This window comes from Bacillus sp. Marseille-P3661, assembly GCF_900240995.1.
Taxonomy (GTDB): Bacteria; Bacillota; Bacilli; order Bacillales; family Bacillaceae_J; genus OESV01.
Map to the genome: position 1 here is coordinate 241,343 of NZ_LT965956.1, position 25,782 is coordinate 267,124.

19 protein-coding genes and 1 pseudogene are annotated in these 25,782 nt (G+C 36.0%); 10 read left to right on the forward strand and 10 right to left on the reverse strand.

Annotation, left to right across the window (positions count from 1 at the left end):
* Positions 1-97 precede the first annotated feature (97 nt).
* The 3 genes from C1724_RS20210 to xerS all read left to right on the forward strand — a co-directional run bounded on the left by C1724_RS20210 (position 98) and on the right by xerS (position 5,778).
* Positions 98-1,459 carry an efflux RND transporter periplasmic adaptor subunit gene (locus C1724_RS20210; protein WP_102348576.1) on the forward strand — a complete coding sequence of 454 codons (1,362 nt, stop codon included), beginning with the start codon at positions 98-100 and terminating at the stop codon, positions 1,457-1,459.
* On the forward strand, positions 1,452-4,547 hold the full coding sequence (locus C1724_RS20215; RefSeq protein ID WP_102348577.1) for an efflux RND transporter permease subunit: 3,096 nt from the start codon (positions 1,452-1,454) through the stop codon (positions 4,545-4,547). Before C1724_RS20210 ends, C1724_RS20215 begins: the two co-directional genes overlap by 8 nt.
* A 151-nt stretch (positions 4,548-4,698) precedes the next feature.
* A complete protein-coding gene (xerS, locus tag C1724_RS20220; RefSeq protein ID WP_102348578.1) occupies positions 4,699-5,778 on the forward strand; it encodes a tyrosine recombinase XerS in 1,080 nt (359 codons plus the stop codon).
* A gap of 429 nt (positions 5,779-6,207) precedes the next feature.
* On the opposite strand, the gene C1724_RS20225 is transcribed toward xerS, so the two are convergent.
* The 3 genes from C1724_RS20225 to C1724_RS20235 all read right to left on the reverse strand — a co-directional run bounded on the left by C1724_RS20225 (position 6,208) and on the right by C1724_RS20235 (position 12,073).
* Positions 6,208-7,335 carry an acyltransferase family protein gene (locus C1724_RS20225; RefSeq protein WP_180994368.1) on the reverse strand — a complete coding sequence of 376 codons (1,128 nt, stop codon included), beginning with the start codon at positions 7,333-7,335 and terminating at the stop codon, positions 6,208-6,210.
* 301 nt (positions 7,336-7,636) lie between these two features.
* Entirely contained in the window at positions 7,637-8,914 is a 1,278-nt protein-coding gene (locus C1724_RS20230; RefSeq protein WP_102348580.1) for a LysM peptidoglycan-binding domain-containing protein, read from the reverse strand.
* A gap of 1,923 nt (positions 8,915-10,837) precedes the next feature.
* Positions 10,838-12,073, reverse strand: a complete 1,236-nt coding sequence (locus C1724_RS20235; protein WP_102348581.1) for an MFS transporter — start codon at positions 12,071-12,073, stop codon at positions 10,838-10,840.
* 206 nt (positions 12,074-12,279) lie between these two features.
* On the opposite strand from C1724_RS20235, the gene C1724_RS20240 reads away from it, so the two are divergent.
* Together C1724_RS20240 and C1724_RS20245 are read left to right on the forward strand one after the other, a co-directional pair.
* Positions 12,280-13,227, forward strand: a complete 948-nt coding sequence (locus tag C1724_RS20240) for a hypothetical protein (protein WP_102348582.1) — start codon at positions 12,280-12,282, stop codon at positions 13,225-13,227.
* Between the two features lie 57 nt (positions 13,228-13,284).
* The gene (locus C1724_RS20245) at positions 13,285-13,479 is read left to right on the forward strand and encodes a hypothetical protein (RefSeq protein WP_102348583.1); all 195 of its coding nucleotides are present in this window, start codon (positions 13,285-13,287) and stop codon (positions 13,477-13,479) included.
* Between the two features lie 388 nt (positions 13,480-13,867).
* On the opposite strand, the gene bshB2 is transcribed toward C1724_RS20245, so the two are convergent.
* From bshB2 to C1724_RS20260, 3 genes are all read right to left on the reverse strand, one after another.
* Positions 13,868-14,533 carry a bacillithiol biosynthesis deacetylase BshB2 gene (gene bshB2 / locus C1724_RS20250; protein ID WP_102348584.1) on the reverse strand — a complete coding sequence of 222 codons (666 nt, stop codon included), beginning with the start codon at positions 14,531-14,533 and terminating at the stop codon, positions 13,868-13,870.
* Between the two features lie 31 nt (positions 14,534-14,564).
* Positions 14,565-14,909: a YojF family protein gene (locus C1724_RS20255; RefSeq protein WP_102348585.1), complete on the reverse strand. Its 345-nt coding sequence runs from the start codon at positions 14,907-14,909 to the stop codon at positions 14,565-14,567.
* A gap of 161 nt (positions 14,910-15,070) precedes the next feature.
* Positions 15,071-15,544 carry a hypothetical protein gene (locus C1724_RS20260; protein ID WP_102348586.1) on the reverse strand — a complete coding sequence of 158 codons (474 nt, stop codon included), beginning with the start codon at positions 15,542-15,544 and terminating at the stop codon, positions 15,071-15,073.
* A 605-nt stretch (positions 15,545-16,149) separates the two neighbouring features.
* On the opposite strand from C1724_RS20260, the gene C1724_RS20265 reads away from it, so the two are divergent.
* On the forward strand, positions 16,150-17,085 hold the full coding sequence (locus C1724_RS20265; protein ID WP_102348587.1) for an AEC family transporter: 936 nt from the start codon (positions 16,150-16,152) through the stop codon (positions 17,083-17,085).
* A gap of 83 nt (positions 17,086-17,168) precedes the next feature.
* On the opposite strand, the gene C1724_RS20270 is transcribed toward C1724_RS20265, so the two are convergent.
* Positions 17,169-17,840: a response regulator transcription factor gene (locus C1724_RS20270; protein ID WP_258000477.1), complete on the reverse strand. Its 672-nt coding sequence runs from the start codon at positions 17,838-17,840 to the stop codon at positions 17,169-17,171.
* A 189-nt stretch (positions 17,841-18,029) separates the two neighbouring features.
* Positions 18,030-18,236, reverse strand: a complete 207-nt coding sequence (locus C1724_RS20275) for a hypothetical protein (RefSeq protein ID WP_102348588.1) — start codon at positions 18,234-18,236, stop codon at positions 18,030-18,032.
* Positions 18,237-18,599: 363 nt separating this feature from the next.
* Between C1724_RS20275 and C1724_RS20280 the strand changes: the two genes are divergently transcribed.
* The 3 genes and pseudogenes from C1724_RS20280 (at position 18,600) to C1724_RS20295 (ending at position 22,185) form a co-directional block, all read left to right on the forward strand.
* On the forward strand, positions 18,600-20,057 hold the full coding sequence (locus tag C1724_RS20280) for an amidase family protein (RefSeq protein WP_102348589.1): 1,458 nt from the start codon (positions 18,600-18,602) through the stop codon (positions 20,055-20,057).
* Between the two features lie 263 nt (positions 20,058-20,320).
* A pseudogene (locus C1724_RS26200) lies at positions 20,321-21,592 on the forward strand (MFS transporter).
* A 146-nt stretch (positions 21,593-21,738) separates the two neighbouring features.
* Positions 21,739-22,185 carry a DUF3237 domain-containing protein gene (locus C1724_RS20295; RefSeq protein WP_219723282.1) on the forward strand — a complete coding sequence of 149 codons (447 nt, stop codon included), beginning with the start codon at positions 21,739-21,741 and terminating at the stop codon, positions 22,183-22,185.
* A 363-nt stretch (positions 22,186-22,548) separates the two neighbouring features.
* On the opposite strand, the gene C1724_RS20300 is transcribed toward C1724_RS20295, so the two are convergent.
* Positions 22,549-22,863, reverse strand: coding sequence for an ADP-ribosylglycohydrolase family protein (locus tag C1724_RS20300; RefSeq protein WP_102348592.1), 315 nt, complete (start codon positions 22,861-22,863; stop codon positions 22,549-22,551).
* A gap of 160 nt (positions 22,864-23,023) precedes the next feature.
* Here C1724_RS20300 and C1724_RS20305 point away from each other — a divergent pair, with 160 nt between their 5' ends.
* Positions 23,024-24,088, forward strand: coding sequence for an LLM class flavin-dependent oxidoreductase (locus tag C1724_RS20305; RefSeq protein WP_102348593.1), 1,065 nt, complete (start codon positions 23,024-23,026; stop codon positions 24,086-24,088).
* 151 nt (positions 24,089-24,239) lie between these two features.
* Here the strand turns inward: C1724_RS20305 and hpaB are convergent, their stop codons facing one another.
* A complete protein-coding gene (gene hpaB, locus C1724_RS20310; RefSeq protein WP_102348594.1) occupies positions 24,240-25,688 on the reverse strand; it encodes a 4-hydroxyphenylacetate 3-monooxygenase, oxygenase component in 1,449 nt (482 codons plus the stop codon).
* Positions 25,689-25,782 lie beyond the last annotated feature (94 nt).

The following is a 25,782-nucleotide window of genomic DNA, read 5'->3' on the forward strand; positions in this document are numbered from 1 at the left end:
TTTCTTATAGTGTAAAGGCCCTATATTTTTTTAGGGAAAACTGACTGACGTGTCAGTTAGTGATATTTGTTAAATTCAAACGGGGAGGAATATCAGGTTGAATACATTGCAAAAAAAGCTAAGCTTTGTAGTTATTAGTTTAGGAGTATTTGTAGCGGGTTGCTCAAGCCAAGACCCAGCCGCAACTAAAGAAAAAGCAACCGTAGTCGAATTACAGCCACTACAGGAAGAAATCTTTCCTACTTATTTATCTTATTTAGGCACAGTTATGGTAAAAGAGTTAAAGAATTATAGTTTTACAATGTCGGGAAAAGTTGAATCTATTGCTGTTAATAAGGGTGATTTTGTAGAGGCTGGTCAAGAATTAGCTAGGCTCGAAACGACTGAAATGCAATTAGCAGTTCATGCAGCACAAGGTCAATATAAAGCAGCGCAAGCGGCTTATGAAAAAGCAGTGAATGGTGCGCAAATGGAGGACCGTGAACAGGCAAAACTTACTGTAGAGCAAGCTAAGATCGCAGTAAAACAAGCTGAAAACGTGGTAGCAAAAGCTAAAGAAGGCTATGAGTTTATTGAAACGCAATATAAAAAACAAGAACAGCTCTATACGGCCGGTGCAATTTCGAGATATGATCTAGATAAACTTAAGTTAGATTTAGATATGACCAAGATAGATTACGACAATGCAAAACAACAGTTATCTCAAGCTGAAGTAGGATTATCAAATGCAAAACAAACATTAAACAAGGTTGAAAATGGTACACGTGTTGAGGATATTGAATCTATGAAGGGGCAAGCAGAACAAGCAAAAGCTAATTTGGATGCAAAACTAGAAATTGTGAGTGATGCCGTTGTGTACGCCGACCGTTCTGGTTATATTAGCGAATTACCTGTAAAGGCAGGAGATGTAATTAATGCGGGTACACCAGTGGTGATTATGCGGGATGCTAGTAAGATTGTGCAAACAGGTGTTACAGCAAATGATTTTAGTAAAATCAAAATTGGAACAAACGTTATTGTAACAGCCAATGATCAAACCTATTATGGCAAAGTTACTTACCTCAAGGATATCCCTGACATGCAAACACGCACGTATACATCAGAAATTACACTAAATGAAGAAATGAAATTACCGCTAGGCCAGGTTGTAAATGTTGATTTTCAATTAGGTGAAAAGAATGCTATTGCAGTACCGATAACGAGCATTTTAAATGATGGTGAGAAAGATTACGTGTATGTGGCTGAAAGTAACCGTGCGGTTCGAAAACTGATCAAGATAATGGAAATTAATGAAACAAATGCAATTGTTAGCGGATTACTAAATGGTGATGTTTTAGTAACTAAAGGGATAAAATCCTTACGGGGCGGTACGTTAATTACAACGATTGAAACAAGTGATCAACCTGAACAGGCAATACTAGAATCGGTAAGTGAACAAGGTGTGAACCAAAATGAATAAAGGTGTGATTTATCAGGCTATCGTAAATCGAAAATTAACGTTTTTTGCGATCTTTTTAGTTATTATTGCAGGGGTGTTTAGTTATAATGTAATTCCTAAGCAAGAAATACCCGATGTCGCATCACCTGCTGCACTTATTACAACATTAAATCCAGGTGCATCATCTTCTGAAATTGAGAAACTAGTTACAACGCCAATTGAAGCTGAAATTTCCGTTATTAACGGTATTTCAAAATTAGAATCTACCTCTGTATCGAACTTATCTATTGTAACTGTTGAGTTTGAGTCAGACGTTGATACTGATAAAGTATTTGATTTAGTCCGCCAAAAAATTGATTCGGTGGAATCTGAACTACCTGAAGGAGCACTAGAGTCCGAAATTGATACTGAGTTAACAGATACTCCAGCAGTTATTTTATCTTTTTCAGGAGAACAATATGATCAGGAACAATTAGAAGAGTATGCGGAGACATTTCAGCGAAAGTTGAGACTCGTAGACGGGATCCGCAAAACCGAGGTCGAAGGTGGCGTAGATAAGCAAATCGTAGTAGACGTCGATTTTAAAAAGCTAGATTCATACCAGCTTTCCATGGATGACGTGTTAACGGTCCTAAGCGGTCAAAATATCAATATTCCATCTGGCTCGATCGGTGAAGATGAAACGAAAATCAATGTAAAAACAGAAGGGTTGTTCGAGTCTCTGTCTGATATTGAAAATACAATTATTAATGTATCAGTGGAAAATGGCTCCGTTTTACGTATTCGTGATATTGCAGATGTTTATTTTGAGCGCAGTGAACGGGATATTAGAATGCGACATAATAGCCAGGACGCAGTATTAGTAGCGATCTATTTAAAGCAATCACAAAATAGTGTAGAAATTGGGGAGAAATTGCATGAAGAAATACAACATTTAAAAACTCAAATTCCACCCAATTTAAATGTTGATGAGGTAGTTTTTCAACCTAAAGAAGTAAAAAAATCGATTAACGATTTTATTATAAGCTTAATAAGTGGCGTTATTTTAGTTATTATTGTAGGTTTCATTGGGATGGGTTGGCGAAGTGCAATGGTAATTTCAACAGCCCTGCCATTAGCTATTTTTTCAACTTTTCTAGTTATGTATGTAGCAGGTATTGAGTTGCAGCAAATTTCGATCGCCGGGTTAATCATCGCACTAGGGATGCTTGTTGACAATTCTATTGTGGTCAGTGACTCGATCCGAGAACGATTAGAAAATGGGGAGGAGCGGATGACAGCCTGTATTAAAGGAACAAAAGATGTGGCGGGTGCCATGTTTGCATCTTTATTTACGGTGCTAACTGCTTTTACACCTTTATTAATGGTACCAGGTCCTGCAGGTGAATTTTTAAATACATTACCTAAAGTAGTGATGGTCAGCTTAATTGCATCTTATTTGATTGCTTTGCTCGTAATCCCAATGTTATCGTATTTAACAATAGCTAACGAGGAGCAACAAAAGGGAGCACAGAAGAGACTGAAATTATTTTCTGTATTTGTTAATGCTCATGCCTATGTATCTAAACGTAAATGGATCGCGCTGATTGTTATTATTATCTTATTTGCAGCAACGATCGGTACGCAATCATTATTAGGTTTATCTTTCTTTCCAAAGGCAGATAAAGAGCTGCTTTATATTGACATTACAACACAAGAAACAAATGATATTGATAGTACAGAAAACATCGTCAAAGAAATTGAAGCAGAGCTAAAAACCGTACCTGAAGTAAAAAGTTTTACGTCCGCAATTGGCGGGGGCCTGCCAAAGATTTATTTAACCGTTATGCGCAGCTTTAAATCGCCTGATACAGCTCAAATAAAGCTTGATTTCGATATAACAGATAGTGAACGATTTGAAACGAGAGCACAGTTAGTCGATTATATTCAAAAGAAAATCGACACTAATCTTGTCGGTGTAGATGCAATCGTAAAGGAAATAGAAAATGGTATTCCTGGAAGTGCACCCATTCAAATCCGAGTACTAGGTGATGATTTATTTGAAATAAAAGAGGTAGCATCTGTCGTAACTAACAAATTAGCTGAGATCCAGGGAGCTGTAAATGTTACAAATAATGGGGAGGACCTGGGATATCAATATTACATTGATGTTGATACAAATATTGCCACACAGGTAGGGTTAAGTAAATATGATATTCAGAAACAGATCGCAATTGCACTGAATGGTTTAACATCATCGACTTATCGAACTAAAAATGACGAATATGATTTAGTTGTAAAATCAAATATAGATTCAATAAAAGAACTGGAAACACTGGCTATAAAATCAAGTGTAACAGGTAAAAAAATTCCGCTTAAACAAGTAGCAACTGTAGAATTACAACCGGAATTAGCTGTTATCCATAAATATGACCGTCAATATGTAGTTGAAGTTTCCGGTTATGCGAAAAGTGGCTTTAGCCCTGTAGCTATCCAAGACCAAGTAGAAATGAATATGAAAGATGTTGATGTAGGTCAAGTAGAATTAGATTTTGCAGGAGAAAAGCATAATATTGAAGAAAACTTTGGTACAGCTGCTTCTTTTGCAGGTATTGCTGTAGCGGCTATGTTTATTATTATGTTTATTCAGTTCAAGTCTTTTATCCAGCCACTCATAATATTCATTTCTATACCATTAGCAATGTTCGGATCATTTTTAGGATTATTATTATTCGGTTTACCGCTGTCATTTACCGTTGTATTAGGAATCATTTCATTAAGCGGGATTGTAATCAACAATGCAATTATTTTAACCGATTGTATGAATCGTGAGCTGTCAAATGGTAAAAACATCATTGAAGCGACAGCAGTTTCTGTTAAAAGTCGTGTACGGCCGATATTATTAGGTGCAACAACAACAATATTTGGCTTATTACCGTTAGCAGTTTCTGGCAGCAGTTTGTTTGCACCAATGGCTGTAGCGTTGATGTTCGGAATTTTGATGTCAACAGTATTAACGTTAATTTTAATTCCGGTATTAAATGAGATTGTTATGATTGCACAGAATAAAATATTAAATCGCAGACAACAGCAAAAACTTGAAAGTTCAAATAAAGAAATAGGTTTATAAATAAAAATATGAAACGGAAACTAAGTTTAGAGAAAAATGAACTTTAAACTTAGTTTACTTTAATTAATACATTATTACGTAAAATATAAATTTGATGTAATAATGTACAATGTTTCAATAATTAGGTATAATATTCCTGAGGTGATTTTTTATGGTAAGTTCTGGGCAGCAAAATTATTACAACAAACTTGAAACAATATTAACTGAACTTCCTTGGTATGTTGAAGAATATATTGATACGAAAAGTCGTAAATTATCGGCTGCTTCGTTAGTTAATTATTGTCACGACTTTAAGATTTTCTTTAATTGGTTGCTAGCTGAAGGTTTATTCGATGGTTCAATCAAAGATATTCCGTTAACATTGCTCGAAAAGCTTACAGTTCTCCAGGTTGAAAGTTTCCTTAGTTACTTAAAATTTCAGCTTTCTAACAAGGAAATTACTGTAAATCGCAAATTATCTTCATTAAAATCATTATTTGGCTACCTGCAAAATATCGCTGAAACTGATGATTTACAGCCGTACATAAACCGTAATGTTATGGCCAAAATTGATTTTAATGACGTATCTGAGTCACCTGAAACAACTGCCAATCGTATGGAAGGCAAAATTCTGCTTGGTGATGAATATGAAACGTTCAGAGTTTTCGTTTCTGAAGGTTATTTGGAAACCGTTATAGATGATAAGAAAAAAACTAATTTCTATCATTTTAATCGTGAACGTGATATCGCGATCATTTCGATGTTTTTAGGCTCTGGGTTACGTTTATCTGAGCTTGTTGGTCTTGATTTAGGTGATATTGACTTTAATAAATACAATGCACGTGTAATTCGTAAAGGAAATAAAGAACAATATGTATACTTCAGCGAGCAAGCAATGTGGGATTTGCAAGACTATATCAACATTCGCATTGAACGATATAAAGTTGAAAAAAACAACAAAGCCCTCTTCCTTTCTGCTCCAATGGGTCCTAAAGGAACATCAAGACGTCTTACTCCACGGGCAATTGAAAAACTCGTTGAAAAATACGCGATTGCTTTTGGTAAACCGTCTTTATCAGTTCATAAATTACGTCATTCATTTGCTACAAGATATCATGCTGAAATCAATGATGTGCCTAAATTAAGACGCCAGCTCGGTCATTCATCGATTCAAACAACGATGATTTATACACATATTCAAAACGAGGATTTAAAAAATGCGATTAACAAACTAAATATGCCAAAAGAATAATATTCTACTAGAGACATAGTTGCTATGAATCTCATAGTGCTATGTCTTCTGAAATTTTTCATCCCCCCCTTTTATTTCATATTAGTTTACATAATAATTATTATGTCGATTATAAAACTTATTGAAAATAGTATTTACCCCTCAAGTCTCCATAATAACTGCAATTGAGAACTTTCTCCCCTAAAGTTAATTATTCTTTATCTTGTTCACATTGAGACCGATATTGAAATATTATTAAAAAAATAATGGCGAAAAGATGAATTCCCGTGGTTTCCATAAACCATTTACAGTTAACCAGTTTACAGACTAAATATTCTCTTTTCACCATTTAAGGCATACTTTTGCAACGCTTCTATTACAAGAAAATAAAGTCAAACTTTCAATTCATCTTCAACTAAAAAATAGAAAACGAAAATGACTGCCCTTTTTTTAAATAATAGACCGGATGACATCCCATTTTCGGATGAAATAAGAAAACCAATACGTTGTGATTATGGTTAACAGACTGACTAAAGAAAATTTGACAAATGGCGAAATGGCAATGGAATTAAACAAATACTGCCAAAGCACTGCAGTAGGTAAATGGAAGATGTATACTGAAAAACTATTATCTGCAAGAAACTTTAATAAGGTATTGCTGCGGTTAAATGCCTTATTAAATAAATATAAAACTCCCAAGCCTAATCCGAAACACATAAAAGTTTCTATAAGACTATATAAAAGATTGGCGGCACTTATTCCGCCTTGCGAATAAGGAATATAATCTGTAGTGTATTTTAAAAATGCGATTCCGCCACCGATGAGAAGCCATGGCAAGCCTAGTTTAGGCAGATTATCTAGGTACTTAAACTTATATCCCAAAATTCCAAGAATAAAAAACCCCATATATTGTGGAAGATGAGCATATTCAACCTGAATAAAGCCAAGAAATCCTTCCCAGTGATCGATGGGATTATTAATTCGAACCAAAAAGGTCACTATCCCCGTCAAAAGTGCAAGAAAGAACAATTTTACATGGCTTAGTGAAGAAATAAAAGGCAATTCAATGGTTTTGTCTCGGAACAGTACCATAATGAATACATAAATTATTGCGTAAACTAATAAATGTTCGATAAACCACATATGACCAAATTGAAAGTCTGGAAACGACGGACCCGTCCATCCACTCGGCTTTCCTTCAAGTCCAAAATACACATTCACATAATAACTCCAAAAAGACCGATAGCCGTACGAACGATAATGAATATAGTAAGTGTACATTAAAATAGGCATGATAACGAAGAATCCAAATAAAAGCGGAATCCCCAGTCTCTTGAACCTGCCCTTCAAAAAGATTTTTGGTCCCTTACTTTCAAGAGAGGCAGGCAAAAAATAGGCGGAAATCAAAAAAAACAGGCTCATAAAGAACCCAGCGTTTACTGAAAAAAAACTCCCCAGCGGAACATAATCTTGACTTTTAAAATACCAAAATCCATTAGAGCTTCCATACGGCTGTCCCACATGATGAACGACAACCAAAAGGGTCAAAAAAACTTTAAGATTATCTAAATAAAACAACCGATTTTTCAGTCTACTTCCTCCCCAATGATAAAGTATCTCCTATATTGTTTTAACAGTAAATTCTTTCAATTTAAATGTTTATACCACCCTCCCCTTTAACTCGACTTACCATAAATTACCTTTTGTTTAATATCCCCTAAGAGATGCATATTTTTTAAACATTCATAACTAGTAACTATTTTGCTGTGCCATTTCTAACAGATAAAGTTTTATGATGTACTTTGGTCCTTTACTCTTGCTATTTAAAAAACACTACTCGATAAAAGGAAACAGAGTTTCTATATGATATCCGCAACTATTAATAATCATGAACACCTGCAGCAATTTTAATTTGCGCTTGATGATCCGGATCTTGTTGATCATCTAAATGTCGGGTACTATTCTTAAAATGGAGATCAAAATGACCTTCAAATTCGTTATCTAAAATATATTGCTTTTCATGCGGCATAAATGACATGGACGCCGCTAGCTTTCGTTCGCCCACTTCAACCGTAACCGCCCTACGATTCCAACTAAACCCTCCCCATACTTCTTTCGCCTTTTCAGTATCCTTTAGAGTTAGCGGTTCTGCATCCGCATGATTCACACCCATTGTTCGTTTAATTTTAAAAGACATGCCCGTTTCGTAGTCAGTAACCGTTGCAATTTCACCGATTGGCAATAAGAACTTCGCTTCAGTCCACCAATCTAAGTATTCTCCGTGATTTTCACTTACTTGTGATTGAACTGGAATTACACGAACAGGTATTTGTAACCGTTCTCCTATTCGTATTATACTTTCTTCAGTTAATCCATTATATGCTAGCAAATCATGTAACGGTATTTTGAATGCTGTACTGATCATCCACAAACTATCACCTTTCTTAACTTCATATGGAATAGGTTCTATTGTAGTATTATTTATAGAGTCTTTTTTCTCGACATTTATATTAGAAGGTTGGTCATGTTCAATCCCAAGGTTGTTTTCTGTATCGTTAGGCGATCGAAGTGTTTCCTCCTTTTGATCTATTTCAAAGATTACTTTCTGTTCAGTGTTATCCGTTTCTTCAATTTTCTTATAAAGGTATAGAATCTGATTCGCTTGCAATTTATCATCTTTCATTTGATTGAGCCATTGAATTTTCGGTACGCTCACCCCAGATTTTCGTGAGATTGTCCATAAAGAATCTCCCTCTTTCACTCTATATGGCTCTAAGTTTTGAAGTATAAACGAATGTTCAGTACTTTCAATGCTAATATGTAAAGCGTTCGTTATAAAACGTAGCGGGATATAAGATTTATTGTTTTTAATAAAAACTGATGGTATCGTGTGGTACTGTTTATTAACCCTTGCAACAGACGAATTAGATTGTACTTGAATAACAGTATCATCTTTATGAATCCGAATAGTTTTTGTTTGTGGCTCCCATTCAGTTTTCGCTTGAAGCTTTGAGTGTAAAAATTCCACAGGTATATAGGCTGTGTTGTCTTTTATCATCGTTTGGTTTTTAGGGAGCTCAATAGATTCTGCTTGCGCAAGTTCTCCTCCCCATAAAAAACACATAGCAGTTATTCCAACCCTAATGAATCGTTTCAAATCTATCACCACTTTCCTTTTCTTTCTATTTGCTATATTTATTCTTCAAAAACATAATAACTCCTGCCTATGATTCGACAATAGTTTACTATGGCCATATAGAAAGGACTATCCTACTATTATTGGTGGAATCATAGTTAACTACATTCTTATTCTTAATAAGAGGCCGGGACAAAAGTGTTCTATCAAAAGAGAAATTCGAACTACCACTCCGGAATATACTTCGCAGGATACCACGGGCGGCTGATGAGCCTCCACGTGCTAACGCACTGTGGGGTCTCATCTAGGCCTTTCCTCCCGTAGGAGTCTGCGTATATTTCCTCCGCTAATATAGTGAATAGTTCGTCTTTTGAGTTAAACAAATTAGTTATGTCCCAACCTCTTTTCGCTGTAATAGGAGTGTTACTTATTTAAGTAATTAGCATTATTGTCCACCATTGATCTGACTCCTTTTCAGCTTTAGCTGCTTTTCCTGTCAGAATACCAGCCTGATTCTGACTCCTTTTCGGATTTAGCTCGTTTTTCAGTCAGAATACCTCGCTAATTCTGACTCCTTTTCAGCTTTAGCTCCTATTTCAGTCAGAATAATAGCCTGATTCTGACTCCTTTTCCGCTATAGCTCGTTTTTCAGTCAGAATACCTCGCTAATTCTGACTCCTTTTCAGCTTTAGCTCGTTTTTCAGTCAGAATACCTCGCTAATTCTGACTCCTTTTCAGCTTTAGCTCCTATTTCAGTCAGAATACCAGCCTGATTCTGACTCCTTTTCAGCTTTAGCTCCTATTTCTGTCAGAATAATAGCCTGATTCTGACTCCTTTTCGGCTATAGCTCGTTTTTCAGTCAGAATACCTCGCTAATTCTGACTCCTTTTCCGCTATAGCTCGTTTTTCAGTCAGAATACCTCGCTAATTCTGACTCCTTTTCCGCTATAGCTCGTTTTTCAGTCAGAATACCTCGCTAATTCTGACTCATTTCAGCTATAGCTCGTTTTTCAGTCAGAATACCTCGCTAATTCTGACTCCTTTTCAGCTTTAGCTCCTATTTCTGTCAGAATAATAGCCTGATTCTGACTCCTTTTCAGCTTCAGCTGCTTTTCCTGTCAGAATACCAGCCTGATTCTGACTCCTTTTCGGCTTTAGCTGCTTTTTCTGTCAGAATGCCAGCCTGATTCTGACTCCTTTTCAGCTTTAGCTGCTTTTCCTGTCAGAATAATAGCCTGATTCTGACTCCTTTTCGGATTTAGCTCCTTTTACAGTCAGAATACTTCGCTAATTCTGACTCCTTTTCAGCTTCAGCTGCTTTTCCTGTCAGAATACCAGCCTGATTCTGACTCCTTTTCGGATTTAGCTCCTTTTACAGTCAGAATACTTCGCTAATTCTGACTCCTTTTCAGCTTCAGCTGCTTTTCCTGGCAGAATAATAGCCTAATTCTGACTCCTTTTCAGCTTTAGCTCATCTATTCTTATAAAATGTAATTTGACAGGTACTTGCCTGAAAGAATGACAGAATCAGCCTGCCAATTTAATATAAGTATATTTCTACTACACGCTATTTTCATCGTACAACAGCTAGATCACTAGATATACGTTCAATAAACTATGCCCAAAAACCCTGCCTGAAACGTAATAAAATTACGTTTCAGGCAGGGTAATTTTTATTTAGATCTTCCTCTTTAATGTCGCCGCATGAATAGAATATAAAAGTATTTTTTCAAATCCCAGAAATAATACTTCCTTCGACTTCTTTTAACTAGTGACATTTCAATCAAGCCTTTTTCACTTAATTTAATCAGAACCCGCTTGACGGTTCGTTCCGAAAGTAAAGCATGTTTGGGAATTTCTTTAATACTTGGATAGACTTTTCGGTTCGTTTTTTTCATGATAACATTCAAAAATATTTAAATAGCTGATATTGAATTAAATTCTTAAGTCTGGTGACGCTTTTCCTTAATTAAAAGCACTCCAATCAAGCCGATAATAGAGAAAACAACTGGAGTGATAAAACCGTAATAATATCCATCACTTACACTACCTGAGACAACCTGAAAATGATCTAATATTTTTCCAAAAATGCTTGGGAGCAGTACAGCGCTTAGAAATCCACCCGTATTCGCAAATCCCGAGACAAAGCCAGATTCTTTAATAGGAAAAGATTGCCGAACTGCAGCAAAGGTTAAGGCATTTGCACCATATGCAAGGCCAATAATAAAGAAAAGTATCGTTAACAAAAGGACTGGCGGATTCCCATTGAATAAAAGAAAGACGGACCAACTCAGTAAAATAATGATGTGAACCACAATATACGGGCGTTTGATTGTTTTTAACTGACTAGCAATCCAACTAGCTAAAGGAGCACCAATAAGTGCACCCATCAAGCCAATCATAATGAGTTGACTTGCATCTGACCGTGTCATTCCATACACATTCATCCCATAGGGCACTCCCCATGAACTGATAAACCCTACATATGTTCCGACAATTCCAAAGTGGCATAAAAATAATGCCCATGCTTGCCGATTAGAAAAAATTCTTCGTAGTAATTCCCATGTTTTTTCACGCTGTTTTTCATTATTAGTAAATAGCGATTGTTTTGGTTTTTTTAAAAGGACAAAATAAAGGAGAATACCACAAAAACATAGCAATAGGCCCGCTGAAAAAAAGGCCAATCTCCAACCAAGGAGGTCAATTAATAAAGAGAAAGGGACTGTCGCCAAAAGGAAACCAAGGCTTCCTGTCATTGCTACTATACCAATTAATCGTGTAAATTCCTTTGAGCTAAACCATTGGCTTAAAATTAACACCATATTGACCCAGATGGTCGCATCTCCCAATCCAATCAACAATCTTGCAAAAAACAACATAAATTCATGTGTGCCAAGACTATATAGAATGGTACCTATTCCCGTAAGAAAAGCTCCAATAATCAGAAAAAAGTTCGGCCCATAGCGATCAGCTAAAATCCCCATTGGAATTTGCAAACCAGTATATACGAAAAATTGAATACTTGTTACTAACCCAATTGTTGTTGCGGTTACATTAAAATCTAACATGACTTGGTCAGTAATCAATCCTGGAGCGGTTCGTTGGCTCGACATTAATACATAAGTAAACAATACAGAAGCAAATACAACCCATCTAAACCGGCTATTTTTTCTGTCCAATGATATCTACTCCTGTTATCTTTTACTATATATATATGGATTACGGTAACGGTAGGAACCTGTTTTTAATAAGTATTTCCGATTTGATTAGGAGCAAATGTAGCTCGATTCATAAATGTGATGGTGCTTGTTACTATTTCTAATTAAATTGTTGTTAGAGATAGTCTATTTCGATAGAATAGTAGCAGAAAGAGGTGATAGATTTAGTGTCGCAACTAAATATAAGCAATATTGAGAAGAGAACTTTCTTTCAGTGGATTAATTTTGCAATTCCATACATATATACTGCTGGCATAATATTAATTTTACTTTGGATGGTTACAGCCACACTTATGATTGGAATCACTACTATTAAAGAGAATCCTAAAGAACTATTTTTACAATCAGAAAATACTTCATCCTCTTTAAGTACACCACCGAAAGAGAATGCTGCTAAAGCAGTTTCCGCTATCAATAAGCCAGCGCAAGAAACATGGTTGAATGTTTTAGTTAAGCCTATTGTAGAATCGAATTTTAATAAAGTAATCTTTCGAGGTCTCTTTTTACTGTTAATTTGGATGCTACTATTTTTAATAATTCCTGTTGCATTTAAACGGTTACGAAGATTTAAATTTTTTAATATGGAATTTGAGGTTGACACTGTGGAACAGGCTGCGATTGAAGCGGTTGAAATAAGTGGAACCAAAGCTAAACTAATGGCTTATTTAACGAGTGATCATGCAACTGGAAGGACAATTGAGTTTTTAAATGCCACAACTATTGATTATAGCGAAGTCCTAGAATACTTTTTAGCTGAAATTCAAGCTGGATACAAGAATTATCCGCTCAATGCTACCTTTTCATATGATATACATAGCAGTATCAGTTCTGTTCCGAATGAACTGCATGACCTAGTTGAAGAATCAAAAGAAACCGGCGAAACGGCAATTCTGAACAAAATTGACCAAGAAAATCTATTTAAGAAAAATTATCTTGTATTCTACTTTTGTTATGGTGAAGATGCCTATATAACAGTGATTAGCAGCTATACTTATTCTTTTGACATATTTGACAGATACCTTTTCGAATTATTACATAATACGGTTAGTAAAAATGTTGAGAATATTGAGTACATGGTGGCCTTAACAGTTGGCGAGGATGAACACGGAGTATGAATCAATCTTGACGAATGAAAGTGTATCCATATATTATTAAATAAAGGAGTGAAAAAAATGGCAAAAACTAAAACTCCAATTAGAATTCAAGATATAAAAGAACGGGCTGCAAAAAAATTAGGTCAAAATACCGAACGTAATACTAAACGAACCAACAAGAATAATGTAACTGGTAGCATGGTTAAACCCATCCATGTAAGTAAAACAGATCCGTTAGTCAAAAGAATGACCAATTATCAAAAAATTAATTAACCTACCTTCCCCGCTTTGAAATAAAGCGGGATTTTATTTATTGTTTATATATTTTGAGTGTTTTTTAGCAAGATCTTGCATCAGTGGTGAACGGCCTACTAAATCTGCTGGACGTCTTATCGGTAAATAACCTAAATTAATGTCTCTTATGCTTTTAAATTTCTCTCCGTTTATATATCTTTCATATATATTAGATACCTTCACATGTATTCACTTCCTTCCCGGTAAGTCTGTTCACTATTTTCACTATTCATTCTATTATATTCATCGGGTTCTCCATTATATACATATCCATGCAAAAGAGGTTATTTCAAATTGCAACTGAAATAACCTCTTTTATAGTCTCGTTTATTTAATTATAAAATCATACATATCAGAACTTTCAAAATTAGTCAAATTTTGAATAGGTCCAAAATCGTTCGGTTTTTATCATATCTTGAATTTCTGGAGCCTTATTAATAAGTTTTTCAGGCAAACCTTCCATAAATCCTGCTACTTGTGTTTTATGTGATAGAATACAAGCAATTTTCTTGTCTTGAACAGAAGTGACATCTACGACCACATCTGGTTCCCCTAACTTTTCGTAACAGTCATTGGAAAAAGCTACACAATGCAGCTTTGGGCGGTCAGCTGCTGGCATTTGCTTGATCGCATGAACGACGGCATAACCTGTAGCTTCATGGTCAGGATGAACGCTAAAACCAGGATAAAATGTAATAACAAGTGACGGCTTTAGTTCATCAATAAATTCACGAAAGCGTCCGGCTAACTCATCTAGGTCCTCAAATTCCAATGTTTTATCACGCAAGCCTAGCATACGTAAATCATCAATATCAATGGCTTTCACGGCATTTAAAAGCTCATTTTTTCGGATATGAGGTAGACTTTCGCGCGTGGCAATTGGTGGCGTCCCCATGTTTCGTCCCATTTCACCTAGTGTACAGCAAACGTATGTAACCGGTGTACCTTTTTCCCTATGTAAGGCAATTGTTCCAGAAATTCCAAAGGCTTCGTCATCCGGATGCGGTAGAATGACTAAAATACGGCTTTCCATTAAAACACTCCTTTACCATGTTTCTTCTTTGTTAAAATGGTTCTGTACTTAGCTGGCAAGCAACAGCTAATTTACCATTAGCATCATGCCCAGCTAATAATAATCGATTTTTTTCATCAACTTCCCAATGTGTCAAACCTTCAGCATAAACCCAGCCATTTTCCATCTTCATGCCAACACGGTATGGTCCATTACCAGTAATTTTAGCATGGTGATAGCGAATAACACCGTTTCGGATATAAGCTCCAACAGTCATGACAGATTGGTCTTTATGCGCCGCATATGCACCATTGGTTGTTTCTAAATGTAAATATAGATCTAGCTCGTTAAATTCATTTAGTTTGCTTTGAACTTCAGAAGGGCTAATTGGTTTCAAACGGAAATCCTCCTTCATGTAATGTAATTGTAATGTCGATAAGTTTTATATTATCAAAAAATACGAGGTAAGTCTCATTATAAACACTTAACGAAGAGATAAAAGGGATAAGCACCTCCCACGTGGAAAATGAAATGTAATGGAGGCACCATATCCCTGTTTTATTCATTTTTAATAATTTGATTAACTTTATTTCTCATTGAAGCAATCACAGTTTTCTTATAACGTATCCCTAATAGCAATATTCGTAATTGTTGGCTCCTGGTTAACGAATTAAACCGTGGTTCTTGTTTCAAAAAAGTTCGAACTATACTCCAGCTTTTTGGTGCCATTGGAAAATCATCCAATGGTTGCTTTTTAAACATACGGTTAAATAAACCCTTAACCCTCACCTTTTCGCTTTCGGCCACAATACATGGTGCATATAAATTTTTCGTGTATTTTCTTAGAAACTCAAAACGCTCTATGCCACTTACAATCACATAGCTATCATCTTTGTTATTTTTTTTGACAACCAACATATTCATGCAATCCCACATTACCCGCTGTAGCTTCTTTATTGGTTCATTCAATTTAAATGATGGATCAGGTGGTTTCAGCTTGTTTAATGGAAGATAATGTACGGTGAATTTCATGGTGCCCACCCCCTTTTTTAGATTTGACAATCATCAAAGGAGCATTAACATCACTAAAAGTATATTAGGATACATATTATTGTATGAGAAGTATAGAGAATTGGGCACAAAACATAATAGGCTCATAGTTGGTTGTTCCAACTAATTTGGCTATCTTTGTAGCTATCCATGTTCAAAACAATTGTTTTATAAATCGGATTATCATCCTTGGAATAAATGTAAGGATGTTTAAAAACAAATCAAATAAAATCGTATCACGTACCTCAATCCATAAGAATTTAAACAATCCATCATTTCCACGCTTTTTATTGTATATTTTTCTCATTTTTTATTTTCCTTTAATCCATATTGATAATTATCGAAAAGCTATCCTATTATTATTTTATCTAAAGGTATTTTAAAATATCTAAAAAAGAAAGAAATGCCGGAAATCACGGACTAATAACTTAAAGTGATTATTTTAATATACTTAATTTTCGTGATTGATAGCAATGAAATTTCTATTTCAAATAATATCCTTATTGACTATCATGTTTTAGTTACTAATTAATTATCGGTAATGGTAAAATATTGTATAAAAGTAATATATAGGAGGATGGTATGGGTTGGAATACTCAATTTTGATTCTAACAATTTGCAAGATGGCTAGTTTAATGGGAGTTGGAATATGGTTATCTTACAAACTTTCATTTACTCAAGATGTTCGTAAGTTTATGATTTTTGTAATCATGAACATCGCTATTCCTGCTCTCATCTTGAACGGCTTTTTTCAAGTAACGATTGATCAAAATTTAATCACACAAATGATGTTCGTTTTTATTTATTCATTTATATTTAATTTTGTAATTCTTTTTCTTGGGTGGATTATATCTAAAGGATTTGGATTTGAATCACGCAAGGCTGGTGAATCTGCGTTTTTATCAACCTTTTGCAATGCTGGATTAATTGGCATTCCTTTATGTGTTGCCATTTTTGGTCCTAAAGGAGCTGTGTTGGCCGCTGTGTTCGATGCAGGGATGCATTTTTCACTTTGGACGCTAGGAATATTTATGCTCCAAGAAAATAAAGTGTTTACACTTAAAAGTTTACGCTCGATGATAACAACACCTTTCATCTCGATCCTTATTGGAATAGCTATTACTTTAATCGGTATTACTCCCCACTTATTTATAAGAGATCTTATGAGTACCGTTGGCGGTGCTGCAAGTCCTTTAGCTATGTTTTATATAGGAATGCTGATTATGACACTTATCCAAAATAAGCATAAGGTGTCTATGAAACTAATTTCAGTCCCAATAAGCTTAAAGCTTATTGTTTTTCCGATCGCGGGCATGATGTTCTTACCTTTTTTACCTTTTCACATGGAAGTCAAGCAACAATTAGTTGTTATGATGGCATTGCCAGCGCTAACAATAACTTCTGTTATCATGGCACATCATAACGCTGATGAGAACTATGGAGTTATCCATACTTTGTTAACGACAGTTATTTCACTAGTGACTATTCCATTAATATTATTACTGGGTGATATCGTTTTATAATCTATCTTAGTTATAGTTGAAAAAAATCGGATCCAAGGTGCTATTTGTTGCAGTCTTGGTCCGATTCTATTAGTTTTCATATACTAACCTTTAGTAACAGTGGACTGTAGGTAATAGCCTAATTCAGTCCTATTTTTTATTTCTAACTTTTGATAAATGTTTTGAACATGCCGTTTTACTGTGTTGATACTAATGAACAATTGTTCGGCAATCTCGTTGTTAGTTAAACCGCGCATAAGTAAATCAGCAATTTCAATTTCTCTTTGCGTTAAAGCAGCAAGGATAGTAGTAGATTTATTGTCATTTAGTAGACTGCCTTGAACAGGAATTAAAAAAATGATAAATTGATTGGTACTTTTTAAGGTGTCTATTTTAATATAAATAGTCGGTAACTGCGGAACCCGAAAGCTGTGGCTATTTGTAAAGCCCCGCAGATAAGATAATAGAGTTTGTTCAATAAATTCTTGAATAGGATACTTATCATTTTTGGCAAACCTTATACAAATTTCCCAAGCTTTAGTATTATAATAGCGAATGTGAAAGGATTGCTCGATCACAAGCATTCCAATAGATAATAAATTCGCGTATTCCTCTACTACCCTATTATGAATTTTTTGGTCCTCCATTTGACTTAAATTCATTACAAATAGTTTTGATATGTATTTAGATAAAAACAGCATTCGATTTTTATCGTTTATAGTAAATTCGTTATCATCAATTGTTCGTAGGAAACTAATTGCTCCAAGCTTTCGCATACCATCGTTTATGTAGAAAGAGATAATATCTTGGTTATTATTTTTTTGAAGGAACTTAAAATAATCCGTCTCTTTAAACTCTAGAAATGGTAAATAATCGCTGTAGCAAAATACATTGTTCTTTTTTATGGTATCAAGATAAGTTTGAATGGGGTCTTTTCCCTTAAAGTAATTTGAATATTCCGTTATTTATTCTTCACTAATCTTAAGTGTAATTGGGTGGGAAAACGTACTCCCGCTCTCATTTGTTTGCCAAAAAACACCTTTGCTGTATCCGAAAACTTGAAAAAAGGATGCGAGCACTTGTTTTCGAAAATCCCTATGCGGTTTCATAATTTCTTCAATAAATTGAAATCTTTTTAATGTTTCATTTTCAGAAATGTTAAGTTGTACCATAATAACATTCCCTCCTATTTCGTTAGGTGCAAATTTTGAATATTTCCTTTTTGTTTTAAATGGTACCTTTGTACCTCAGCTGTTAAAGAATGCAGATATTCAATTCTAAAAAAAGAGCGGTTCAAGTTTTTTGAAAATTCTAACATATAATGGATATACTGTCAATTATTCTATATTCGTAATTAAATGACCCTTTTGGGTGATTTACCAACTTTTCTGAATAATGGGATAATAGGAATAGTTAAGTATAACTATGGAGGGATTAATATAAGTGATTTCTAGCAATGTATTTATGTACTTATTTTCAATAAAAAAAACCAAGGTTTGAAAACGCTATCAAATTTAACGAAGGAGTGTTATTGGATGGTTGGAAAACAACAATTAAACACTATTAAAAGCAGTTCAAATGAGCTATGGACTTGGTCTGCAAAAGATCTTGCACGCAGTATTCGTACTAAAATGATTTCCTCTCGTGAAGCAGTAACAAGCAGTCTCAACCGAATTGAACAAGTTAATCCAAAATTGAATGCAATTGTAGAAATATTGGGTGAAGACGCGCTTAAGGCAGCAGAAGCAGCTGATAAAGCTGTCGCAAGTGGCGAACAGCTAGGACCTCTTCATGGGGTGCCCATTGCGACTAAGATTAATACCGATCAAGCTGGACACGCAACAACCGATGGAGTTGTTGCTTTTAAAAACAATATTTCTGAAACGGATAGTCCTCCAATCGCAAATTTACGGAATGCTGGCGCTATTTTTGTTGGCCGCTCTAACGTTCCTTCTTTTAGTCTTAGATGGTTTTCAACTAACGATTTACACGGCCGTACATTAAATCCATGGGATGCATCTAGAACGCCAGGCGGCTCTAGCGGTGGATCAGCGGCTGCCGTGGCTAGTGGAATGGTGCCAATCGCACATGCTAATGATATTGCTGGCTCGATCCGTTATCCTTCTTTTGCATGTGGGATAACGGGTATTCGCCCTACAGTCGGCCGTGTACCTAGTTGGTCTGGTCCAGCTGCTGGCGATCAATCACTTGGTGTTCAAATGATGGTTACACAGGGACCACTGGCACGAAATGTAGGCGATTTAAGGTTGGCTCTTTCTGCAATGTCAGCACTAGATCCGCGTGATTCTATTCAAGCACCTGCCCCGTTAATCGGTGAGCCGTTGAAACTCCCAATTCGTGTAGGTGTTTTACGAGATGTTGGCATCGTTAATCCTCATATATCCGTTAATCATGCACTAGATACTGCTGCTGCATACTTGAAAGATGCCGGCTATATCGTCGAGGAGGTAGAGCTGCCATTATTTGCTGTGGCTGCAAAACTTTGGTGGTTAATTGTTTTAGAGGACCTCCAAGGGATCATCCCGATGATTAATGAATTCGGAGATGAAACAACAAGATTAAATTTACAATATAATTGCGAAGTTTCTTTAGAAATGTGGGGTAAGTGTACTCTTGAAAAATACAAGCAAGGCTATGCGCGTAGAGGGACACTGATTAAGCAGTTGCAACAATTCTTAGAAGATTACCCATTACTTCTGCTGCCTGTGTCTGCTGAGCAACAATTTAAACAAGACGAGGATATTGAAAGTCTTGATAGCAACCGCCGCTTAATCCACGCTCAGTGGCCGATGGCAGCAGTTCCTTTGTTAGGATTTCCAGCTATGTCCATTCCAACTTCTGTTTATGATGGTTTACCAACAGGCGTCCAACTTTTAGGCCGACGATTCCGAGAAGATACGTTATTCGATGCAGCTGAGATTATTGAAGCTCGTGCGAATATGACTACTCCAATAGATCCTAAATTTGTTTAAAACTACGACCATATAAAATGAAGATTAAATTTGGCTTATTACACATAATGTGAACCCTTATTTCACTTTTTGACGCGGTAACGTTGACTGCAGAAAAAATAGAAATACCGATATAACAGTTGGACAGTCCGTATAGCTGACCGTTTAAATCTCATCTAGTAAGTAAGGGTTCTATTTTTATTATTTAATAGTATATGCTTTTACATTCACTTTTATCTAACATTCTTGTAAACAAAACTAATGAAAAAGGGGAGGAAAAACAATTGGGAATTGCAAATACTAACTCTCGTTTCTATGAATATAGAATAGTTGCCCTAGTCTTTTTTGCATGGGGTTTCATTTTTTTAGACCGTCAAGCTTTATCTTTTATTGTCCCCGCATTAGTTGAGGAACTAAAGCTGACTAATGGACAAATAGGTCAGATTAATATGTGGCAAACGATTGGTTATGCATTAGCAGGGCCATTGATTGGGATTATCTCTGACAAAACAGGAATTAGAAAGCCACTACTAATTGCAGCCATATTTGCTACTACTATATTTTCAGCACTTTCAGCGTTAGCAAATTCGTATTCCTCTTTATTAATCCTTCGTTTCTTAGTCGGAGCAAGTGAGGGTCCTATTTTTCCTTTAGCCATGACGATGGTTGCAGCCGTCTCAACGAAAGGGCGCTTTGGATTAAATGCTGGAATTGTAAACGCAGGTGTGGGAATTATAGCGATGACTCTTGGTCCTATCCTAGTCACGCAATTGGTGGCATTAACCAATTGGCACTGGGCTTTTGTGTTGATCAGTGTACCGAGTTTGATATTAGGGATTTTAATATGGATGTTTACTAGTGAGGTAAAACCTTCTGTTTAAGATCAACGAACGTCCTCAGAGCAACCTGAGAAAAAGAAGACAAGTTTTCTTGAACTTTTCAAATATCGAAACGTTATCATTAGTATTTTAATTTCTATTTGTTGTATGGCGGGTTTATGGATTTTATATGCTTACGCTCCTCTTTATCTGACTTCCGTAGGACAATTATCTATTGAAAAAATGGGAGTCGTAATGTCTACAATGGGAATTGCAGGATTAGTGGCGTCCCTAGGTGTTCCTATCATTTCTGATTATATTGGTAGAAAAAAAGCTTTGATCATTTTTTCCTTCTTAGCGGTGTTAGCTCCCTTAGGTTTGTATTTATTCCCTATTGGCGCAATTGGAATTACAGCGTTAATATTGTTTGGCGGGATGTTAGGGGCAATTACACCTCTCTACATGATTATTATTCCGGAGGAAAGCCTTCCTCCACATTTAACAGCGACCTCAAGTGCATTAATCATTGGTCTTGGTGAAGTAATTGGTTCCTTTATCCTTGGTGGAGCAGGAACTGTTGCAGATTCTATTGGTTTATCCTTTGTGATGATTGTCTCGGCAGTAGCGGGTATACTTATGGCTTTATTAGGTTTTGGATTAATTGAAACAAACAAACGAATAGGTAAGAATAAAGTGAAAACAAATACTCTGATAGAGGAATTAGTTGAATCAAAATAAGGATTATCCCCCCCACTTACAATTCTTGGGGGATTCTCTCGAATTCGGGTCTTACAGCAGTTGCTCGCGGGACTATTATAACGAAACTACGACCTTTAACTAATATATAAAAACTAACCAACTATAGTAGAACTGGAGGATTAAGTATGTCAATGAACCTTGAATTTAGTTTTCATGCATATGTAGCAATTGGCAAAAGTCTTGAAATTGGTCAGGTTCCAACTGGATTTAGAAGTATTGTCCCCATTACGGGAGGCAAGTTTGAAGGCCAACTTAATGGTGTTGTAATTCCTGGTGGTGCAGATTGGCAATTAATTAGAAATGATGGAATTATGGAAGTTGAGGCTAGATATACTTTGAAAACGGATGACGGCATTTTGATCTACATTGTTAACAAAGGAATGATTAATTTAGACGAAGCCTATGCCAGAACAAGTCCTAAGTTCGAGGTTTCAGATGAAAAGTATGCCTGGTTATCAGAATCGATGTTTGTAAGCGAAATTACTCCTATGGAAAACGAAACGACGCCTATAGTAGATGAAAAGAATCCAAAACCAAATGGCGTTTCAATAAACTTTTATCGTATTACTTAATAAGTATTTTTCATTGTGTGTTTAAATGTCAATGATATTAAGACACTGTTACCCCTAGTTACAAGGAACGGTGTCTTTTTTGTTAGTAGAAAACTAGTTACAAACATTCGTTTGTTTGGGAAAAATGAAAGAACCACCGATCCTTTCATAATATTCTTCTTATTTTATACGATAGTTAGAATTATCCAGTATGATTATGTCTTTTTGATTCTCTGATCTCTGCTAATTTAGTACCTAAACGATATATATCCTCTTGATTTGTTTCAAATTTTTTTTAGTAAAAGTCTGCTCGCGATTCGATTATAAATAACTCATACGTCAGCCGATACTTGATCATAATCTCCGCTGCCGCAGTCCAGTTGTCTATATAGTTATTAAAGGTTGTTTGAAACGTGATCCAACATCTTTTGGTTTTGTATCAAACCATCTTGTAAATTCATTCCCCATCTCTTCAATTGGAGAATTAAAATTTTTTAAGATACCTTTCGCAACAGCCATCGTCATCGCTGTATCATCAGTTGTTTTGCCAGGCTCTAAACGCCAATAGCCACCACCAATAATATCTGTTAACTTTCCATACTTTTTATTAATTTCTTCTGATGTCATAAATTCTGTCGTACCACCCAATGCATCACCAATGGCCAGCCCAAAAAGGCCACTTAAAATTTTATGTTTCAAATTGTTTCCCCTTTCTATCTATTTTTTAAAGATTTCCAGAAAATACAACCTCCACGTCAAACGTGGTTTATATTCAGCTTTGTTCATGTAGATTCCGATCAATATTTTTGTATTACCGTTATTAAATGAGTAAAATAGAATGTATAGAAGGAGGAATAAAATGGCTGAACAAAATACGAATTTTGAAATAGGGATTAGTACATTTTTAGAAGCAACAACCAATCCATCAACAGGTAAGGCGATGAGTCATGCGGAACGTATCCGCAATGCAGTGGAGGAAATTGTTCTGGCCGACCAAGTTGGTTTAGACGTTTACGGAATTGGGGAGCATCATCGAAACGATTATGCAGGCTCCGCACCCGCAATTGTTCTAGCTGCTGCTGCTAGTATGACTAAGAATATAAGATTAACAAGTGCGGTTACGGTTCTATCCTCAGACGATCCGGTCCGTGTCTATCAAGCTTTCTCTACTCTAGATGCGATTTCAAATGGTCGAGCGGAAATTATGGCAGGTCGAGGATCATTCATAGAATCGTTTCCGTTATTTGGATATAGTCTCGACGACTACGATGAGTTATTTGAAGAAAAACTTGATTTGCTGCTTAAAATTAGAGAGTCAGAGAAAGTATCATGGCGTGGTGGTCACCGCCCAGCCATTGATAATCTTTGCATATATCCTCGCTCCGTACAACAACCATTACCAGTTTGGATTGCAAGTGGCGGAAATCCACAATCAGCTATTCGAGCAGGCGCTCTAGGTCTTCCGATAGCATTTGCCATTATTGGTGGTATGCCTGAGCAATTTGCTCCACTTGTCAAGCTTTATAAACAAGCGGCTCAAAAGGCGGGACATGATCCAGCTAAGTTAGAAATTGCTACACATTCACATGGATTCATAGCGGATTCAACTGATGAGGCGGCTGATTTATTTTTCCAGCCAACTCAAGCACAAATGAACAAACTTGGTCGTGAACGTGGGTGGGGACCGTACACTAGAGAAACGTACGATTCTGCACGCAGTCTGCGTGGAGCCCTATATGTCGGCGATCCTGAATATGTAGCAGAGAAAATACTTTTATTGCAAAAGAATTTAGGTATCACACGTTTCTTCTTACATATTAACGTAGGGACAATGCCACATCGTGAACTTATGCATGCGATCGAACTGCTCGGTACGAAGGTTGCACCAATTGTTCGTAAAGAGCTGTCGAAAAGCAATTCGTAAGGCTATTGGTACGAGTGGTTTAACTATAGGAAATAGTTTTAAAAAGAGGAGTGCGAGCTGGTAACAGGTCATGCATCCCTCTTTTTACCGTTTTACAGCAGTTCCTTCTTCATCGGGCAATGAAAAGGAATCCAATGTATTGAATAATTTCCTACTCAGATAAAAACGATTGTGCTAAATGTATGGCATGTGTACGATCATATTGATTATAAAGGGTTTCTGCCAAACGAACAGGATCTCCAAAGAAAAATCGCTCATATAATGTTTGTCTTGAACCGAATGAGCTCATACCTATGTCCCATGCAAGCCTAAATAGTTTAACACGTTCTTGACCGTTACGATCAAATGATTGCAAATAGTGATCAAGCTCGGACTTTATTGGCGATTTAAAGTCATTTTCACTTGGCAATGCTATCAGGCCGCTCGCACCAAGTAATTGAATAATCTCAGAAAATCTCGGGTAAATACGGGGATAATAATTAATGGCCGCTAATATTGGGTTGGGATCCGGAGTCATCGTGCCCCATTGGTCTACTTTTGCACCCATTTCAGCACTGCATACGAACCCTTTCAATGTTTCTAAAGCAATGACTACCTCTGATAATTTTTCTTGAACATGCTGAAATTTTCCTATATTAATAGTATCAATGATTAACTGAATGACACCTAGCATAAATTCCGTTTTAATAATATTTTTTGAAACAATTTGATGGCCGACATGCTCAATGAAACTACTTTGGTCGTATAAAAAGCTGTTTGCTATTATATTTCCATGTAAAAAAACACGGTCCCATGGAACTAATACATTATCAAATACAACAATAGCATCCATCTCTTCAAACCTTGTACCTAGCGGATTATTATAGTTAGAATCTCCTTTAATATAGGCTTCACGGCATAAAAATTTTAATCCAGGGGTATTGCAAGGAATGGCGAATGCATATGCAAACGATTCATCGACAATATGACTGCCAACAGGATATACAAGGATTTCATCAGTCATACCAGCCTGCGTGGCTAGTATTCTAGCCCCTTTAATAATAATGCCATCTGCTGTTTTATCAATCATCCGTGCACTAATTATCCCCTCTTCATTATTATTATTATTATTATTATTTTGGGCTCGGTTGGTTTGCGGTTTAACGAAAACATGTGTTAAAGATAAATCATTCTCCCTTACATATTCAAAATAAGCTCTAAAGTTTTCCGCACACTTTTGATCTTGAAACGAAAATAATGTTGATGCAGCATTTAACACCATTAAAACCGTGTTCATATAATCTGGTGTTCTTCCCATCATACCTGCAGTTTCTTTTGCCCATTCTTGAATCATTAAACGTCTTTTTTCTAAGTCATCCTTGGTTTTCGGTTCTAAAAAAGAGGTGCCAACAAGATCACCGGTTACCGGTGATTTAAAGGTCATAAGGTCTTTTAATTCATTGTTATGTTGGAGGTCATAAAGCCTTGCTTGACTTGAAATCACGCCTTTAAATGCAAGGTGTTCAGAGATAATTCCATGAATGGGTTTTCCGTCAATCCATATATTAGTTTTAAGACCATTTATCCGGTCGATATACTGTTTCCCATTACAAACGGCCATAATGCCTCCTCCCTTTCCAACCACTTTTTGTATATACATATGATAGTACAAATTCTACCTAGACCATCTTTAAAGAATTAGGCTGATTGCGTTT